Raw genomic sequence first — 12,904 nt, 5'->3', positions numbered from 1 at the left:
GTTCGACACGGTGGTCCTGGACGTACGACTCGCGCGTTCTGGACGTACGACTCGCCGGTCAGGGGGTGGCGGCGTCGGCGATGCCGCGGGCTTCGCGGGCGCCCGCTTCCAGGGTCGCGCTGTGGAAGAGGAGCCACTGGCGGACGCCCTCGGGGTCGCCGGTGGAGAAGGCGTGCAGGGCGGCGGCGTAGTCGTCGCGGCGGCGCAGGCACATGACCTCGGGCACGCCGAGCGACTTGGGGTCCAGGCCGGTCGCGATCGACGTCAGGCGGGCGGCGGCGCGGGCGACCACGCCGTTGGCCGTGGCGAAGGGCGCCAGCGACATCAGCTCGCCGTGGACGACGGCCACGACGAGCGGGCCGGGCGCCGACGTGCCGCCGGTGACCAGGCGGGCCAGCAGGTCGAGGCGCTCGGAGACGCCCGGCACGACGCGGGGGCGCCCCGGGTCGGGGTCGAGGTCGGCGGCGGCCAGCACGTGCAGCCGGGCCAGGGCCTGGAGGGGCGCCCGCTGCCACGTCGGCAGGAGCACGCCCAGCGCCTCGGCCACGCGCAGCGAGCCGGCCAGCACCGGGTCGGTCACGGCGCCGTCGGCCGGGATCTCCGCGGGGCCGCCGTCGATGGCCGCCGACGCGCGGGCGGCCCGCACCGACGCCTCGGCCGCGGTGGTCGCCCAGCCGCGCAGGTTCACGCGGTGCCGGTGCACCTGGAACACGGCGTCGCGCGCCGAGTCGACGGCCTCGGGCACACCGGGCAGGTCCAGCAGCGGGGCGAGCGGGTCGGTCACGCCACCGAACACTACCCGTCGGTAAGTGGACTTCTCAACAACCCCCGAATTGGCTGTTACGAGTAGCCACTTCCGGTATTACCGTCGAGGTATGACCTGGTACGACCGCCCCGTGCTCACCGGCGCCCACGTCCGCCTGGAACCCCTCGGGCCCCACCACGTCGAGGGCCTGCACGAAGCCGGCAAGGACCCGGACATCTGGACCTGGATGAACACGCCGCAACCGAAGGACCTGGAGGAAACCCGCGCCTACGTCGAGCGCGCCCTGGCCGACCCCGACCGCCTCGCGTGGGCCCAGGTCGACCCGCGCACGGGCGAGGTCGCCGGCACCACCTCCTACTACGAGATCGACCCGCGGCACCGGGGCCTCTACATCGGCCACACCTGGATCGGCACGCGCTGGCAGCGCACCGCGCTGAACACCAACGCCAAGTTCCTGCTGCTCCAGCGCGCGTTCGAGGACCTCGGCGCGCACCGCGTCGGCTGGCACACCGACCTGCGCAACGAGCGCTCCCAGCGCGCCATCGAGCGCCTGGGCGCGACCCGCGAGGGCGTCCTGCGCGTGCACCGGGTCCGCCCGGACGGGACGTTGCGCGACACCGTGGTCTACTCGATGACCGCCGACGAGTGGCCGCTGCTCAAGGCGCGCCTCACCACGTGACCAGGCTCACGCCAGGTGCCGCTGGTCGCAACTTAGGTGTCGTTCGGCGGGAACACTGTGGTCAGGGCCGTCCGAGCGGGTTACACAGTTACCCACGCGTTTCGGAACCCGCCGAAATTGGTCTGAACCTTTTGGGTGCGCAGTGAGCTGGATCGCACTACGGTCGGTGCGCACCCCACGGATTCAGGAGGTACGCCCCGCCATGACAGAGCCGCACGCCGCCCTGGACAACCTGTTGACGGAGAACAGGACGTTCCCGCCCAGCGAGGAGTTCGCCGCGCAGGCCAACGCCACCGCCGAGCTGTACGACACGGCGAACGCCGACCGCGAGGCGTTCTGGGCGGAGCAGGCCGAGCGGCTGTCCTGGGACACGAAGTGGGACCGGGTCCTCGACTGGTCCGACGCCCCCTTCGCGAAGTGGTTCGTCGGCGGCAAGCTCAACGTCGCCTACAACTGCGTCGACCGGCACGTCGAGTCCGGCCACGGCGACCAGGTCGCCATCCACTGGGAGGGCGAGCCCGGCGACAGCCGCGCCATCACCTACGCCGACCTCCAGCGCGAGGTCTCCAAGGCCGCCAACGCGCTGACCGAGCTGGGCGTCGGCGCCGAGGACCGGGTCGCCATCTACATGCCGATGGTCCCCGAGGCGATCTTCTCCATGCTCGCCTGCGCCCGCCTCGGCGCGCTGCACAGCGTGGTGTTCGGCGGTTTCTCCGCCGAGGCGCTGCGCACCCGCATCGAGGACTCCCGGGCCAAGCTCGTGATCACCACCGACGGCCAGTACCGGCGCGGCAACCCGGCGCCGCTCAAGCCCGCCGTGGACGAGGCCGTGGCCAGTGCGGAGAGCGTCGAGCACGTGCTCGTGGTCAAGCGCACGAACAGCGACGTCGAGTGGACCGACGGCCGCGACGTGTGGTGGCACGACGTGGTGGACCGCCAGTCCGACCGGCACACCCCCGAGGCCTTCGACTCCGAGCACCCGCTGTTCATCCTCTACACCTCGGGCACCACGGGTAAGCCGAAGGGCATCCTGCACACCTCCGGCGGCTTCCTGACCCAGACCTCGTACACGCACCACAACGTGTTCGACCTGAAGCCCGACACGGACGTCTACTGGTGCACCGCCGACATCGGCTGGGTCACCGGGCACAGCTACATCGTCTACGGCCCGCTGTCCAACCGCGTCACGCAGGTCGTCTACGAGGGCACCCCGAACACCCCGCACGAGGGCCGGCACTGGGAGATCATCCAGAAGTACGGCGTCACGATCTACTACACCGCGCCCACCCTGATCCGCACCTTCATGAAGTGGGGCGCGGACATCCCGGCCAAGTACGACCTGTCCACCCTGCGCGTGCTGGGCAGCGTCGGCGAACCGATCAACCCGGAGGCGTGGATCTGGTACCGGGAGAACGTCGGCGGCGGCCGGACGCCGATCGTCGACACCTGGTGGCAGACCGAGACCGGCGCGATCATGATCTCCCCGCTGCCCGGCGCGACGTCCGCCAAGCCCGGCTCGGCGCAGCGCCCGCTGCCCGGCATCTCGGCGAAGGTCGTCGACGACCAGGGCAACGAGGTCGCCAAGGGCGGTGGCGGCTACCTGGTGCTCGACGAGCCGTGGCCGTCGATGCTGCGCGGCATCTGGGGCGACGAGGAGCGCTACCGCGACACCTACTGGTCCCGGTTCGGCGAGCAGGGCTTCTACTTCGCGGGCGACGGCGCGAAGTACGACGCGGACGGCGACATCTGGCTGCTCGGCCGGGTGGACGACGTGATGAACGTGTCCGGGCACCGCATCTCCACCACCGAGGTCGAGTCCGCGCTGGTCTCGCACCCGACGGTGGCCGAGGCGGCGGTCGTCGGCGCGTCCGACCCGACCACCGGCCAGGGCATCGTGGCGTTCGTGATCCTGCGCGGCGGCGTGGCCGAGGGCTCCGACGGCGCGGAGGCGATCAAGGCGCTGCGCGACCACGTGGCCAAGGAGATCGGCCCGATCGCCAAGCCGCGGCAGATCATGGTCGTGCCGGAGCTGCCGAAGACCCGCTCGGGCAAGATCATGCGCCGCCTGCTGCGCGACGTGGCGGAGAACCGCCAGGTCGGCGACGTCACCACGCTCGCCGACTCGTCCGTCATGGACCTCATCTCCAGCGGCCTGAAGTCGGGCGCCTCGGAGGACTGAGCACGTCGCGAGGGGGCGCTTCCCGCACGGGGGGCGCCCCCTTCGCGCACCGGCGCGCCGACGCGGCGGGGTGATCTGCCGGTCGAGCGGCCTCGACCGCCCGTGCATGGCACGATGGCCCGGTGACCAGCGCTCGGGAGAACACCAACGGCAGCGGGCTGCCACCTGTCCCGTCGATCCCGTTGACCGCGGAGAGCCCGGAGAGGATCGCCGGCGAGACCTCCATCGGCGGTCTCGTGCGCGACGCGACCGCGCACCTGTCCACCCTGGTCAGGGCCGAGGTCGAACTCGCCAAGTCCGAGGTCGCGGGCGAGATCAAGAAGGGCCTGAAGGGCAGCGTCTACTTCATCGTCGCGCTGACGGTGCTGCTGTTCAGCTCGTTCTTCTTCTTCTTCTTCGGCGCGGAGCTGCTGGACGTGTGGCTGCCCCGGTGGGCGGCGTTCCTGATCGTGTTCGCGCTGATGCTGGTGGTCGCGGGCGTGTTCGCGTTCCTCGGCGTCCGCAAGGTGCGGAAGCTGCGCGCGCCGCAGCGGACCATCGACTCGGCCAGGGACACGGTCGCCGCCATCCGGCACCGCGGCGAGAGCCGCTGACGGCCGTGCGGCCGCCGCCAGACCCGTCGACCTCGCGGGTGCCCGGCCCGTGGGCGCATCGGGACGTGTCCGCGAACGGCATCCGCCTGCACGTGGCGGAGATGGGCGACGGACCGCTGGTGCTGCTGCTGCACGGGTTCCCCGAGTTCTGGTGGGCGTGGCGGCACCAGCTGCCCGCGCTGGCCGAGGCGGGGTACCGGGCCGTGGCCGTGGACCTGCGCGGCTACGGCGACTCGGACAAGCCGCCGCGCGGCTACGACGGGTTCACCCTCGCCGGCGACGTCGCCGGGCTGGTCAAGGCCCTCGGCGCGACGCGGGCGCACCTGGTCGGGCACGCGTGGGGCGGCATGCTGGCCTGGACGGTCGGCGCGATGCACCCCCGCCTGGTGTCCTCGGTGACCGCGCTGGCCGCGCCGCACCCGCTGGCCCTGCGCCGCGCGATCCGCCGCCACCCCCGCCGCCAGGGGCGGGCCAGCTCGCACGTGTTCCGCTTCCAGGTGCCGATCTGGCCCGAGCGCCGGCTGACCAGGGACCGCGCCGCCGCGGTCGGCGGCCTGTTCGCCGCCTGGTCCGGTCCGAAGTGGACGGTGTCGCCGGAGTTCGACGAGGTGGTCGGGCGCAACCGCGAGGCGGCCCTGGTGCCGGGCGTCGCGCACTGCGCCCTGGAGTACTACCGCTGGGCCGTGCGCTCGCAGCTGCGCAGCGACGGCCGCCGCTTCGCCGAGGCCATCGACCGCCGGCTGGAGGTGCCGGTGCTCCAGGTCCACGGCGCGCTCGACCCGGTGGTGCTGGAGTCGACGGCGGCCGCGTCGGGCCAGTGGGCGGGACCGAACTCGTCCCTGCACGTGCTGCCCGAGGTGGGGCACTTCCCGCACCAGGAGTCGCCGAACACCACGACGAAGCTGATCAGCGAGTTCCTGGGCGGGTCCTAGTCACGACGCGCAGGTCTGCGTGGACGCCCTCCGCACCAGCGCGGGTGCGTCCCGGACCTCGTCCGCGACCTCCTGCGCGGTCAGCACGAACCCGGTCTCCCGGTCGTCCACCGCGGCGCCGAACACCACGCCCATCACCCGCCCCTGCGGGTCCACCAGGGGCCCGCCGGAGTTGCCGCTGCGCACCTCCGCCCGCACCGTGTAGACGTCCCGCGTCACGGTCTGCGCGTCGTAGATGTCCGGCCCGCGCAGCACCGGGATCCGCTCGCGCACCCGCGCCGAGGACGCCGTGTACGGGCCGTCCAGCGGGTAGCCCAGCACGATCCCGTCCTCGCCCGGCGCGATCTCGTCCGTGCGGAACTCCAGCGGCGCGGCGTCGAAGTCCGGCACCGCCAGGACGGCCACGTCGGTCTGCGCGTCGTAGTGCACGACCGTCGCGTCGAAGCGGCCCAGGCCGACCTCGATCGACACGTCCGTGGTGCCCGCGACGACGTGCGCGTTCGTCATCACCCGCTCCGGCGCGATGACGAAACCGGTGCCCTCCAGCGCCCGCGAGCACGCCGGCGCGCGCCCGCGCACCTTCACCACGCTGGGCCGCAGCCGCTGCACGACCGGGTCTTCCGCCAGCGTCGGGTCGGGCGGCTCGACGTCGCGCAGCGGGGTGCGGTCGAACGGGTTGACCGCCGCCGGGAAGCCCGACACGTCGAACAGGTTGCGCAGGTCGTCGGCCAGCTCCCGGGCCGCCTGCGGCATGGCCTCGTCCACCGTGGACAGGATCACCGACTGGTTCAGGCCCTTGGACAGGCCCGGCATGCCCGCGACCATGGTCAGCGGCAGCGCGATCATCCACGCCACCACGAACACCACGGATGCCTGCACGATCGCGCCCAGCGCGCTGTCCACGCCGTGCAGCGGGCTGGAGCTGATCCGCGGCTTGACCGTGCGGCCCACGTAGACGCCCAGCGTCTCGCCCAGGGCCACCAGCAGCACCACGACGCCGACCGCGAAGACGACCTTGGTCACCACGTTCTCGAACTCGGCCACCACCATCGGCGCGAGCTGGGTGCCCAGGACCAGGCCGATGAGCACGCCGACGAACGCGGGCAGCGCGACGACCATGCCCTGTCGGGCGCCGGAGACCGCGGCGAAGGCGGCGAGCGCCAGCACGAGCAGGTCGACCCAGTTCACGGCACCTCCGTCGCGCGCAGGGCGAGGTCGAGGTCACGCACGTCCGCGGTGTTCCACGGCCGTTCCCACCCGCCCAGCGCCAGCAGGCCGTTCAGCAGCCCGGCGGTGAAACCCCACACCAGCATGCCGGGTGCGGAGAACGCGGGCCCGACGTAGCCGGCCGAGTGGCGCACCCGGAACCGGTTGGCCGGGTCAGCCAGGTGCGCGACCGGCACCCGCGCGACCGCGGCCGTCTCCGCCGGGTCGACCGGCGCCACCGGCGACGGCTCGGTCCAGTGCGCCAGCACCGGCGTGACCACGAAACCGGACACCGGCACGTGCAGCTCGGGGAGGGTGGCGACCGGCCGCACGCCCTCGCGCAGCACGCCGGTCTCCTCGAACGCCTCGCGCAGCGCGGTGTCCACCGGGCCGTCGTCGGTCGGGTCGGCCGCGCCGCCGGGGAAGGCGACCTGGCCGGGGTGCGAGCCGAGGGTGTCGGCGCGGCGCAGCAGCAGCACGTCGGGGCCGTCGGGCCCCTCGCCGAACAGCATGAGCACGGCGGCCGGGCGGCCCGTGCCGGGCGGTGGCGGCGCGATGCGGGTGAACGCGCGGGCGTCGATCTCGGCGGTGGCCTTGACCAGGCCCGCCATCCACTCCGGGACGTCACCCGGTTCGACCAGGGCGGTCACCCGACCACCTCGCGCACCTGCGCCACCGATTCGAGCACGAGCGGCTCGGTCACCTCGGTCAGCGAGCCGTCCCCGCCCACGACGTAGCTCACCGGGAGCCTGGGTGGCGTGCGGAAGGCGCCCCGCGCCGCGTCGTCCGGGTCGTGGATCGCCGGCAGGCGCACGCCCAGCTTGGCCAGCAGTTCCAGACCGTCACCCTCCTTGCTCTCCACGAGCACCGTCACGACCGGCACCGCGCCCGGCTCGCGCGAGTACGCGTCGAGCACCTTCAGCTCCTCTTGACAGGGAACGCACCAGGTGGCCCAGAAGTTCACCAGCGCCCGACCGGGCAGGGCCGCGGCCAGGTCGACCGGCGTGCCGTCGCCGAGGCAGGTCAGGACGAGCCCCCGCAGCTCGGCGGGCCCGCCCGGGGCCGCGGACGGGGTGCCGCCCGACCCGTCGGCGCACGGGGCCAGGCCGGCCCGTTCGCGCAGCGGGCCCAGGTCCGGCGCGGACCGGGTCGGCGGGCCCGCGCCCACCGGGTCCGATCCCCTCGGGTCCGACCCCCTCGGCCACAGGGCGACCGCCCCCGCCACCACCAGCACCAGGACGACGGCCGCCCACCGCGCTCGGGCGCTCACGCCAACTTCTCCCCCGCCCGGACTCGCTCGGCCAGCGCGATCAGGTGCGGCGCCTCCTCGCCCTTGACCAGCTTCTCCGCCTTGACCGGGTCGACCTGGCCGACGCCGAAGGAGGGGCACTGCGGCGCCAGCAGGCACGCGCCGCAGGCCGGTGTGCGGGCGTGGCACACGCGCCGGCCGTGGAAGATCGTGCGGTGCGAGAGGAGGGTCCAGTCCTTGCGCTCGACCAGCTCGCCGATCTCGCGCTCGACCTTGACCGGGTCCTCCTCGGTGGTCCAGCCCCAGCGGCGGGTCAGCCTGCCGAAGTGCGTGTCGACGGTGATGCCGGGCACGCCGAACGCGTCGCCGAGCACCACGTTCGCGGTCTTGCGGCCCACGCCGGGCAGCGTGACCAGGTCCTCCAGCCTGCCGGGCACCTCGCCGCCGAACCGCTCCTCCAGCGCGGCGCCCAGGCCCATCAGGGAGGTCGACTTGTTGCGGTAGAAGCCGGTGGGGCGGATCAGCTCTTCCAGCTCGGTGCGGTCGGCCGAGGCGAAGTCCCGCGCCGTGCGGTAGCGGCGGAACAGCATGGGCGTGACCTGGTTCACCCGGACGTCCGTGGTCTGCGCGGAGAGCACCACGGCGACGAGCAGCTCCAGCGGCGTGGTGAAGTCCAGCTCGCAGTGCGCGTCGGGGTAGCCGACGGCCAGGACCCGCGTCATCCGGCGCGCCCGGCGGACCAGCCCCAACCTCGTCTCCGGCTGCTTCACCGCGCTCTTGGCCATGCCCCGAACACTACTGCGTTGGCCCGTGTCACCTCTCGTGGCGGCATCGCACGGTGGGGGTGTTTGTCGGCTGTCGATCTCGGGGAACAGCAACGGCGAGCAACCAGCACCCGTGACGAACGTCCCCTGTAAGAACGCACGACGACACGCCGGAGTGACCCCCTCTCATGCGCGCTCAACCGGATGCGCAAGGATCGGAGCCATCATGACTGCCTGGTTCGTCATCGCCGTTCCGATCGTGATCATGTTCTTCGCGCTCTTCATGGAGCGCGTCGAAGCCCGTCTCCGGCACGTCGCGGTGCAGGAGGACGAGGTCGAGGAGTTCCTGGAGTCGGCGCGCCCCGACGAGGTCAGGGCGCTCTACGGGCACGGCATCGGCCGCGCGCTGGAGCTGTTCCGGCTGCGCAGGCTGGGCGGTCGTGCCAGGAACCTGCGCCAGCGACGCGTGCGCCGCTAAGCGGGACCGAACAACGGCGAGGCCCTCGGGGTCACCCCCGGCGGGCCTCGTCGCGCTGTCTTGGGCGCTGTTGGCGGCGCGCCGAAAGGCGATCCCCACCACAGCCCTTAGACTGCTCTCAGTGATCGGCGGCAAGGCGCTGCTCCGCCAGAAGGCGGAACGCGCTCGACCATGCCGCCGTGTCTCGACAGGAGGGACGAGGTGGACGAGACCCTGGCCCGCGCGGGCATCTTCCAGGGGGTTGAACCGGCTGCAGCGGAGGCACTGGCGCAGACGCTGGAGTCCGTTGAATTCCCGCGTGGCCACGTGATCTTCGCGGAAGGCGAGCCGGGCGACCGGCTCTACATCATCCAGTCCGGGAAGGTGAAGATCGGCCGGAAGTCGCCCGACGGCCGGGAGAACCTGTTGGGGATCTTCGGCCCGTCCGACATGTTCGGCGAGCTGTCGATCTTCGACCCGGGTCCGCGCACGTCCACCGCCACGACGGTGACGGAAGTGCGCGCGGTCAGCATGGACCGGCCGGCGCTGCGGCAGTGGATCACCAACCGGCCGGAGATCGCCGAGCAGCTGCTGCGGGCCCTGGCCCGGAGGCTGCGCCGGACGAACTCCATGCTGGCCGACCTGATCTTCACCGACGTGCCGGGTCGGGTGGCCAAGGCGCTGTTGCAGCTCGCGCAGCGCTTCGGCAGCCAGGAGGCCGGGCTGCTGCGGGTCACCCACGACCTGACGCAGGAGGAGATCGCCCAGTTCGTCGGCGCCTCGCGCGAGACGGTGAACAAGGCGCTGGCCGACTTCGCCCACCGCGGTTGGCTGCGGCTGGAGGGCAAGAGCGTGCTGATCCTGGACCCGGAGCGGCTGGCCCGCCGGGCCCGGTAGCGCGCCGGCAGGACGAAGAGCAACAGAGCCGGGCGCCGCCCCCGACGCGGCGCACCGGCCCTGTTGTTCGCGCGGCCCATCCCCCGACAGACCACGCCTCCACACCTCCGGCGCCCGCAGGCCCCGACCCTTGGCGCCGGAAGGAGGTTGGGTTACCCGTCGCGACCTGGGCCGAAACGGGTGCGGAAAGGCTGTTTCGCCAACGATCGCACGAGACCCCTCCCGCAACTCAAGGGCGTTCACCCTCAAGGACCCCCGGTTCAGCGGTTTTGTTGCATGTTTCACCCGGTCATCCCATTGTTGTTATCGAACCGCAACGTCGGTTCAGGCCACCGGGGCACCCCGTACGGGTGAGGCCGTCGACGAGATCACCGGCGGGGAACCGGCGGACGACCAGCAGGTGACCAGTAGATGACCAGCGGGCGACCGGCCGGGGACCGGTGAGGAACCGCACCGGCAAATGACTGGTACGGGCGTACCACCAGCCTCATACTGGTACGCATGTCCCACTCTGCCCGCCTCTCCGACTACCGCGCCGCCCTCACCACCCCAGCCATGCGCGGCCCCGTCGCCGCGTCCCTGCTCGCCCGCCTGCCGATCGCCATGATCGGCCTGTCGCTGCTGCTCTACGTGCAGCGCGAGCGCGGCTCGTTCGCCATCGCCGGACTCGTGTCCGCGGCGGCGCTGGTGGGTGTCGCGGTCGGCTCGATCGTGCAGGGCAGGCTGATGGACCGGTTCGGCCCGACGCGCCCGCTGATCACCTCGGTGTCGCTGTTCGCGGTGGTCGTGGCGGCGGCGGTGACGGCGGTCGAGGCCGGCGCGGCGCTGCCCGCGCTCGTGCCCCTGGCGTTCGCCGTCGGGGCCACGGAGCCGATGGTCGGGTCGGCGTCCCGGGCGCTGTGGGCGCACGTGCTGCCCGCCGGGCCCACGCGGCTCGCCGGCTACGCCTACGAGGCCATCAGCATGGAGGTCTTCTTCATCCTCGGCCCGGGTCTGGCGGGCCTGCTGGTCGCGGCGCCGTGGGCGGGCACCGGCGTGGTCGTCGGCGCGGCGTCGATGGTGGCCGGCGCGCTGTGGTTCGCGCTGAACCCGACCGTGCGGGGCGTGCGGCCCGAACCGGCGCGGCGCAACCTGCTGGGCGCCCTGGCGTCGCCGGGCATGCGGACGGTCGCGCTGGCCGCGCTCGGCTTCGGCGTGACGATCGGGTTCATCGAGGTGGCCGTGCCCGCGGCCGCGACCAAGGCGGGCCACCCCGGCGTGGGCGGCCTGCTGCTGAGCCTGTGGTCGGTCAGCTCGGTGCTGTTCGGCGTGCTGTACTCGATGAAGCCGTTCCCCCGGGCGATGCACCTGCGGCTGCCCGTGCTGCTCGGCGGTTTCGGCTTGCTGTCGCTGCTGCTGGCGGTGCCGACCGGGCTGGTCGGGCTGGGCGCCGCGCTGTTCGTGGTGGGCACCCTGATCACGCCCCAGTCGACCACGCACTCGACGGCGATCGAGCAGGTCGCACCCGCCGGGACGGCCACCGAGGCGTTCGGCTGGGTGGTGACGGCGGTGACGGTCGGGTTGGCGATCGGGCAGTCGGCGAGCGGGCAGCTCGTGGAGACGCACGGCACGGGCGCGGCGTTCGTGGCGGCGGCGGTGTCCGGGCTGGCGATCGCGGGCCTGGTGTGGCTGTTCCGCGGCACGGTGGCGGCGGGCGCGCCGCTGCCCGGGCGGGACGAGGTGGAGCTGGCCGCCACCCGCTGAGGCCGCCCGGCTCTTCTCCCCCTCCCAGCCGCTTGCTCCCGGCCACCTTCCCCCGGCCGCCTTCTCCCAGCCGCCCTCATCGGTCCCCCCGGGTCCCGCCGGTCCCCCTCATCGGTCCCTCTCATCGGTCTCCCTCTCGCGGTGCCTTCCCGATGACGGACGACGGGAGTTGTCCACAGGCGGACCAGTTGTCCACAGGTGCACCGACGGGACCGGTTTTTGTCGGTGGTCGGCTCTAACGTCGCCACATGGACGTGACCGCCACCACGACAGACCTCGCCTCGGCCGCCGCCGACGTGGCCCGACTGCTGCCCACCAGGGTGCTCGACCCGGTGTTGGCGGGCGTGGTCCTGCGCGCCGACCGGCACGGGGTCGAGCTGGCGGGCAGCGACCGCGAGCACGCCGTCCGCCTGACCCGCCCCGCCACCGTGCACGCGGACGGCGCGGTCCTGGTGCCGGCCAGGCCCCTGGCCGAAACCCTGCGCGGCCTGGACGACCCGCAGGTCCGCCTGGTCGTGGAGGGTTCGCGCCTGGCCATCCGCACCGGCACCGCCCGCTTCGCGCTCCCGCTCCTGGACCTGGCCTCGCACCCCGGCGTGCCGCGCCTCCCACCCGCGGTCGGCACGGTGCCCGCGCGGACCCTCGCCTCGACCCTGGCCGCCGTGTCGAGCGCCGCGTCGAAGGACGACGCCCTGCCCGTCTTCACGGGCGTGCGCGTGCACGGTACGGCATCTCGATTGGAACTGATCGCGACGGATCGTTATCGAATGGCATTCGCTTCGCTACCGTGGGTGCGGACAGGGGAGCTGGACGTCCTGGCCCCGGCGGCGGTCCTGGCCGAGGCGTCCAGGCAGCCCGACCGCGATGCCGAGGTGGCGGTCCACGCCGACGCCGACCGCGTCGCCCTGTCCTGGTCGGGCGGCAGCGTGAGCACCGCGCTGCTGGCCGCGCCGTTCCCCGACGATCGAGTGCGCAAGTTGCTGGAGGCGGTCATCGACAGCACGGTGTTGGTGGAAGCGGACGTCCTGGCGGGCGCCGTGCGCCGAGCGGTGCCCTACGCGGGCCCGCACGGCTCGGTGACCCTCCAGCTCCACGACGGTGAGCTGCGGGTGCGGGGCAGCGATCCACAGGCGGGCGAGTCGGAGGAGTCGGTGAAGGCCACCGTCGACGGCAACCGCGTGACCAAGACGTTCCAGGCCAGGTACCTGGCGGACGCCCTGCGCGCCTTCGGCGGGCGCCGAGTGGAACTCCGCATCCAAGACGGCCTGCGCTCCACGGTCCTCACGTCACCAGCCGACGTGGACGGCATGGAGCTGACCTACCTGGTGGTCCCCCTGCGAACCAACGTCTGACCGCCGAGGCGTCGGCAAAGTTCACACGATGTGGTGATCATCGACAAAAAATGTACGAAAACACCGTCACCAATCATCGGTTAAACC

13 protein-coding genes are annotated in these 12,904 nt (G+C 72.8%); 8 read left to right on the top strand and 5 right to left on the bottom strand.

Annotated elements, in window-relative coordinates; genetic code table 11:
* Positions 1–58: 58 nt before the first annotated feature.
* Complete coding sequence (locus tag ACFV4N_RS01810; RefSeq protein WP_499670583.1) at positions 59–784, bottom strand: Fic family protein; 726 nt, start codon at positions 782–784, stop codon at positions 59–61.
* A 91-nt stretch (positions 785–875) separates the two neighbouring features.
* Here ACFV4N_RS01810 and ACFV4N_RS01805 point away from each other — a divergent pair, with 91 nt between their 5' ends.
* The 4 genes from ACFV4N_RS01805 (at position 876) to ACFV4N_RS01790 (ending at position 5,149) form a co-directional block, all read left to right on the top strand.
* Positions 876–1,445: a GNAT family N-acetyltransferase gene (locus ACFV4N_RS01805; RefSeq protein ID WP_499670582.1), complete on the top strand. Its 570-nt coding sequence runs from the start codon at positions 876–878 to the stop codon at positions 1,443–1,445.
* A gap of 202 nt (positions 1,446–1,647) precedes the next feature.
* Positions 1,648–3,624, top strand: coding sequence for an acetate--CoA ligase (gene acs, locus ACFV4N_RS01800; protein ID WP_499670581.1), 1,977 nt, complete (start codon positions 1,648–1,650; stop codon positions 3,622–3,624).
* Positions 3,625–3,746: 122 nt separating this feature from the next.
* Positions 3,747–4,217, top strand: coding sequence for a phage holin family protein (locus tag ACFV4N_RS01795; protein ID WP_499670580.1), 471 nt, complete (start codon positions 3,747–3,749; stop codon positions 4,215–4,217).
* A 5-nt stretch (positions 4,218–4,222) separates the two neighbouring features.
* Positions 4,223–5,149 carry an alpha/beta fold hydrolase gene (locus ACFV4N_RS01790; protein WP_499670579.1) on the top strand — a complete coding sequence of 309 codons (927 nt, stop codon included), beginning with the start codon at positions 4,223–4,225 and terminating at the stop codon, positions 5,147–5,149.
* Here the strand turns inward: ACFV4N_RS01790 and ACFV4N_RS01785 are convergent, their stop codons facing one another.
* From ACFV4N_RS01785 to nth, 4 genes are read right to left on the bottom strand one after another with little or no spacing between them, the layout of a single operon-like run.
* Positions 5,150–6,337, bottom strand: coding sequence for a MarP family serine protease (locus ACFV4N_RS01785; protein ID WP_499670578.1), 1,188 nt, complete (start codon positions 6,335–6,337; stop codon positions 5,150–5,152). It abuts the gene before it with no gap.
* Positions 6,334–6,966 carry an NUDIX hydrolase gene (locus tag ACFV4N_RS01780; RefSeq protein WP_499670687.1) on the bottom strand — a complete coding sequence of 211 codons (633 nt, stop codon included), beginning with the start codon at positions 6,964–6,966 and terminating at the stop codon, positions 6,334–6,336. The genes ACFV4N_RS01785 and ACFV4N_RS01780 overlap by 4 nt, the downstream gene beginning before the upstream one ends.
* A 35-nt stretch (positions 6,967–7,001) precedes the next feature.
* The gene (locus ACFV4N_RS01775; protein ID WP_499670577.1) at positions 7,002–7,625 is read right to left on the bottom strand and encodes a TlpA disulfide reductase family protein; all 624 of its coding nucleotides are present in this window, start codon (positions 7,623–7,625) and stop codon (positions 7,002–7,004) included.
* Positions 7,622–8,389: an endonuclease III gene (nth, locus tag ACFV4N_RS01770; protein ID WP_499670576.1), complete on the bottom strand. Its 768-nt coding sequence runs from the start codon at positions 8,387–8,389 to the stop codon at positions 7,622–7,624. Before nth ends, ACFV4N_RS01775 begins: the two co-directional genes overlap by 4 nt.
* 205 nt (positions 8,390–8,594) lie before the next feature.
* Here nth and ACFV4N_RS01765 point away from each other — a divergent pair, with 205 nt between their 5' ends.
* The 4 genes from ACFV4N_RS01765 (at position 8,595) to dnaN (ending at position 12,817) form a co-directional block, all read left to right on the top strand.
* Positions 8,595–8,846, top strand: a complete 252-nt coding sequence (locus ACFV4N_RS01765; protein WP_344034194.1) for a hypothetical protein — start codon at positions 8,595–8,597, stop codon at positions 8,844–8,846.
* Positions 8,847–9,047: 201 nt separating this feature from the next.
* A complete protein-coding gene (locus ACFV4N_RS01760; protein WP_015097742.1) occupies positions 9,048–9,722 on the top strand; it encodes a Crp/Fnr family transcriptional regulator in 675 nt (224 codons plus the stop codon).
* Between the two features lie 501 nt (positions 9,723–10,223).
* The gene (locus tag ACFV4N_RS01755) at positions 10,224–11,465 is read left to right on the top strand and encodes an MFS transporter (protein WP_499670575.1); all 1,242 of its coding nucleotides are present in this window, start codon (positions 10,224–10,226) and stop codon (positions 11,463–11,465) included.
* Positions 11,466–11,713: 248 nt separating this feature from the next.
* Positions 11,714–12,817, top strand: a complete 1,104-nt coding sequence (gene dnaN / locus ACFV4N_RS01750; protein ID WP_499670574.1) for a DNA polymerase III subunit beta — start codon at positions 11,714–11,716, stop codon at positions 12,815–12,817.
* Positions 12,818–12,904 lie beyond the last annotated feature (87 nt).

This window comes from Actinosynnema sp. NPDC059797, assembly GCF_042732085.1.
Taxonomy (GTDB): Bacteria; Actinomycetota; Actinomycetes; order Mycobacteriales; family Pseudonocardiaceae; genus Actinosynnema.
Note: the sequence above shows the minus strand (reverse complement) of the source record. Positions and strands in the feature narration are given on the sequence as shown.